Annotated in this window: 3 protein-coding genes; all 3 read left to right on the top strand. The window is 70.8% G+C overall.

Annotated elements, in window-relative coordinates:
• A partial coding sequence (locus VFZ20_RS03140; RefSeq protein ID WP_329682369.1) for a TolC family protein occupies positions 1-266 on the top strand: 266 nt, incomplete at its 5' end.
• 99 nt (positions 267-365) lie between these two features.
• Positions 366-1,532, top strand: a complete 1,167-nt coding sequence (locus VFZ20_RS03135; protein WP_329682368.1) for an efflux RND transporter periplasmic adaptor subunit — start codon at positions 366-368, stop codon at positions 1,530-1,532.
• A gap of 437 nt (positions 1,533-1,969) precedes the next feature.
• On the top strand, positions 1,970-4,800 hold a 2,831-nt coding region (locus tag VFZ20_RS03130), incomplete at its 3' end, for an efflux RND transporter permease subunit (protein ID WP_329682367.1).

Genomic DNA, 4,800 nt, shown 5'->3' with positions numbered 1-4,800 from the left:
GCGCCGACGCCGCCCGCGCCCGCACGGAGCTGGAGCGCGCCCGCGCCACCTTTGCCGCCGTCCGCCAGACGGTGGCCGAGGCCGAAGAGGCGTTCCGCCTGGCGTCGCTGCGCTACGCGCGCGGCCTGGGCACGCAGCTGGACGTGAGCGACGCGCAGCTGGCCCTGCTGACGGCGCGGACCAACGAGGCGCAGGCCACGTTCGACGTGTACCTGGCCTCCGCCGAGCTGGCGCGCGCCCTGGGCCGGCCCATTCCGACGCCCTGACGAGTGCGAACGTGCGAACGTGCGAGAGTGCAAAAGACACGGCGGTGGATTCCGGCCGGTCGCGCCTCTTCTCCTGAACTGACTCTTCCGATCGGATCGATGGATACTCTGCGCATTCCGCTTCGCGCGGCCGCCGTGGCCGCGATGGTCGCCTCCGCCGCCGCGTGCGGCAAGGAAGCCGACGCGGCCGGCGGCCCCGGCGGCGGCCGGCCGGGCGGCGGCGGGCCCAGCGTGACGCTGGCCGCAACGGACCTGGCGTCGCCCCGGCGCATGGCGCTGGAAGACGCCATCGCCGTCACCGGCAACCTGGAGCCGCTGGAGCGCGCCGAGGTGCGGTCGCGCCTGGAGGGCGACGTGGAAGGCGTGTACGTCCGCGAGGGTGAGGTGGTGAGCGCCGGCCAGCTGCTGGCCCGCTTTGACGCCGGTGACCAGGCCGGCAACGCCCGCAGCGCCGACGCCGACGTGGCCGCCGCCCGCAGCGAGCTCGAGACGGCCAGCTGGACGCTGGAGCAGAACCGCGAGCTGCACCGCGAGGGCGCCATCCCCGAGCGCGACGTGCGCGTGGCCGAGCAGGCCGTCGCCGCCGCGCGGGCCCGGCTGGCCGCCGCCCAGGCGCGCTCCGGCAGCAGCCGCCGCGAGGTGGGCGACACCCGCGTGGTGGCGCCTTCGTCCGGCACCATCGAGCGCCGCATGGTGAACCCCGGCGAGCACGTGAACCGCAACGTGGCCCTCTTTACGCTCGTCCGCGGCGACGTGCTGGAGCTGGCCGCCGCCGTCCCCGAGCGCGCCGCCGCGGGCGTGCAGCCCGGGCAGACCGTGCGCTTTACGGCCGACGGCGCGCAGTTCACGGGCCGCGTGGCGCGCATCAGCCCCTCGGTGGATCCCGGCTCGCGCTCCGTGACCATCTACGTGCAGGTGCCCAACCCCGACGGCCGCCTGCGCGCCGGCACCTTTGCCAGCGGGCGCATCGTCTCGCGCGTGCTGGACGACGCCATGGTGGTGCCGCTGGCCGCGCTCCGTGAAGGCGGCCAGGGCGGCCAGCCCGTCGTCTACCGCGTGGCCGACGGCAAGATCGACGTGGCCAACGTGACCGTGGGCCTGCGCGACGAGACCAACGGCCTGGTGGAGATCACCGACGGCCTGTCCGAGGGCGACCAGGTGGTCGTGGGCAACGTGGGCATCCTGGGCAAGGGGATGAGCGTGCGCATGGCCGGCCAGGGCGGCGCCGAAAAGGGCGGCGCCGGCGCGCAGAAGGGCGGCCGGTAAGCAGCGCCAGCCGCGCCTGTCATCCTGAGGGGCCCTCACGGGCCCTGGCCGCGACGGATGCCTGCGGCCCCGAAGGACCTTGCGTCCGATCCACGGCGCCGGCTCCGGGGCAGAAAGGCGGCCTCCGAGTCACGCCGGCAAGATCCTTCGGTCGGCGCCATGGACCGTGCGAGAGTACGGATCGCGCGGCGCCTCCCTCAGGATGACGCAGTCGGCGTTGTGTTGTTGATGCGGTTCAACCTCCCCCAGGTTTTTTTGGGGGAGGGGGGCGCGGCGCGGACCCGGCGTCGGTGACGGAAGGCGGCGGTGCAGTCCGCGAAGGCGGACTTCGTGACGTTCCAGCGGCGAATTCATTCGCTCCTGGTGGGCGCGGCAGGACGGCGGCCCACCTTGCAGGCGGTATCCAGTTCCATCCGAAATCATCGGGAGACACGGGGATGTTCCTCTCCGACGTATCCATCAAGCGGCCGGTCTTCGCCACCATGATGATGGTGACGCTGGTCGTGCTGGGCATCGCCGGCTACCAGCGGCTGGCCATCGACGAGTACCCCGACGTCAGCTACCCCATCGTGGTGGCCCAGACGACGTATCCCGGCGCCAGCCCCGAGGTGATGGAGCGCGAGGTGTCGCGCCCCATCGAAGAGGCGCTGAACACCGTGCAGGGGATCCAGGAGATCACCAGCACCTCGTTCGAGGGCAGCTCCCTCGTCCGCGTGCAGCTGCAGCTGGGCGTGGACGTGATGGAGGCGCAGCAGGAGGTGCAGGCCAAGATCGCCCGCATGCGCCGCCAGCTCCCCGAGGACATCGACGACCCCGTCATCATCCGCTTCGATCCCAACGAGCGGGCCATCATGTCCATCGCCGTGCAGAGCGGCGACCGCCCCCTGCGCGAGCTCACCGAGCTGGCCGACGAGGTCATCAGCACCCGGCTGGAAGCCATTCCCGGCGTGGGCGGCGTGAACATCGTGGGTGGGACGGACCGGCAGATCCAGGTGCAGCTGCGCCCCGACGCCATGAGCGCCTATGCCGTGTCTCCCCCGCAGGTGGCGCAGGCGCTGCAGCGCGAGAACCAGGAAGTGCCCGCCGGCCGCGTGCGCCGCGGCGACCAGGAGCGCCTGGTCCGCGTCACGGGCCGCGTGGAGGACCCGCGCGCCTTCCGCGACATCACCGTGGCCGTGCGCAACGGCGTGCCCGTGCGCCTGGGCGACGTGGCCACGGTGGTGGACGGCACGGCCGAGGCCCGCAGCGCCAGCTACCTCAACGACACGCGCGCCATCAGCGTCGAGATCCTCAAGATCAGCGGCAGCAACACGGTGGAGGTGGCCGACCGCGTGCGCACGGCCGTAGCCGAGCTGCAGGAGAGCATGCCCGGCGACGTGAAGATGCAGGTGGTGAGCGACGACTCCAAGCGCATCCGCGAGTCGCTCAGCTCCGTGCAGCACGAGCTCATCCTGGGCGCCATCCTCTGCATCGCCATCATCTACTTCTTTTTGAACAGCTGGCGGTCCACCATGATCACGGGGCTGGCGCTCCCGATCTCCATCATCTCGGCGTACTTCGGGATGTGGATCTTCGGGTTCACCATCAACACCATGACGCTGCTGGCCCTGTCGCTGGCCATCGGCCTGCTGATCGACGACGCCATCGTGGTGCGCGAGAACATCGTGCGGCACGTGGAGATGGGGAAGGACCACCACGCCGCCGCGCGAGAGGGGACGAGCGAGATTGGCCTGGCGGTGCTTTCCACCACGCTGGCCGTGATCGCCGTGTTCATCCCCGTGGCCTTCATGGGCGGGCAGATCGGGATGATCTTCTTCCAGTTCGGCGTGGTGGTGGCGTTCGCGGTGATGGTGTCGCTGTTCGTCTCCTTCACGCTGGACCCCATGCTCTCCAGCATCTGGGCAGACCCCGAGGTGGAGAACCACGGCGACCGCAAGCGCAACTGGATCCAGCGCATCGCCAAGCGCTTCAACGACTGGTTCGAGCGCGTGGCCGACCGCTATCCCCGCTGGCTGGCGTGGGCGCTGGACCACCGCAAGACGGTGGTGGGCGCCGCCGCGGCCTCCATCGTGGGCGCCATGCTCATCGTCCCCCAGCTGGGCTTTACCTGGCTGCCGGACTTTGACGGCGGCGAGTTCAACGTGAACTTCCGCGTGGCGCCCGGCTCGCGCCTGGAGTACACGGTGGACCGCGGCCACACGGTCGCGAAGATGCTGCGCGAGATGCCCGAGGTGGAGTTCACCTACATGAGCATCGGCGGCGGGTTCCGTGGATCGCCCAACAACGGCCGCGTGTTCGTGAAGCTCAAGGAAGAGCGCGACCGCAGCCAGCAGGAGATCCAGGATGCCCTGCGCGCCCGCCTGGCCGGCATTCCCGGCGTGCGGGCCAACATCACGGGCACGCCCACCATCTTCGGCGGGTTTCGCCAGCCCATCCAGGTGAACGTGCAGGGGCCGGAGCAGGAGCGGCTCAAGCTGGCGGCCGACCAGGTGATGGAGGTGCTGCGCGCCGTGCCCGGCATCGCCGAGCCCACGTCGTCGCAGGAAGGCGAGATCCCGCAGCTGGACGTGGACGTGGACCGCGAGCAGGCGTGGGCGGCGGGCGTGGGCATCGGCACCATCGCGCAGACGCTGCAGCCCCTGTTCACGGGCCAGCGCGCCACGCAGTGGGAGGACGAGCAGGGCTACTCGCACGACGTGGTCGTCATCTATCCCGACAGCGTGCGGACGAGCGCCGGCGACGTGGCGGGGATCGTGGTGCCCGGCAGCTCGGTGGATCCGACGACGGGCCGCGCGGCCATGATCCCCCTGTCGCAGGTGGCCACGGTACGCGCCGGCATGGGCCCGCAGCAGATCGAGCGCTCGTCGCTGGAGCGGCAGATCAGCATCAGCGCCGGCGTGCTGCCCGGCTACGCCATGGGCGACGTGGCGGCCGCCGCCAAGGCCGCCCTCGACGAGGCGGGGCTGCCCAGCGGCTACCGCACGGTGTTCCGCGGCGATGTGCAGAACCTGAACGAGACCAAGGGCTACGTGCTGGCCGCGCTGGGGATGGCGGTGATCTTCATCTACATCATCCTGGCGTCGCTCTTCGGCAGCTTCCTGCAGCCGCTGGCCATCATGCTGGCCCTGCCGCTGTCGTTCATCGGCGTGGGGCTGGCGCTGCTGCTGACGGGCGGCAACCTGAACGTGTTCACCATGATCGGCATCATCATGCTGATGGGCCTGGTGACCAAGAACGGCATTCTGCTGGTGGACTTCACCAACCAGCA

This window comes from Longimicrobium sp. (assembly GCF_036280135.1).
GTDB lineage: Bacteria > Gemmatimonadota > Gemmatimonadetes > Longimicrobiales > Longimicrobiaceae > Longimicrobium.
Note: the sequence above shows the minus strand (reverse complement) of the source record. Positions and strands in the feature narration are given on the sequence as shown.

What these genes read in the sequence shown, in the direction of transcription:
- VFZ20_RS03135 (WP_329682368.1), top strand. Translation starts at nt 366, where the DNA reads ATGGATACTCTGCGCATTCCGCTTCGCGCGGCCGCCGTGGCCGCGATG.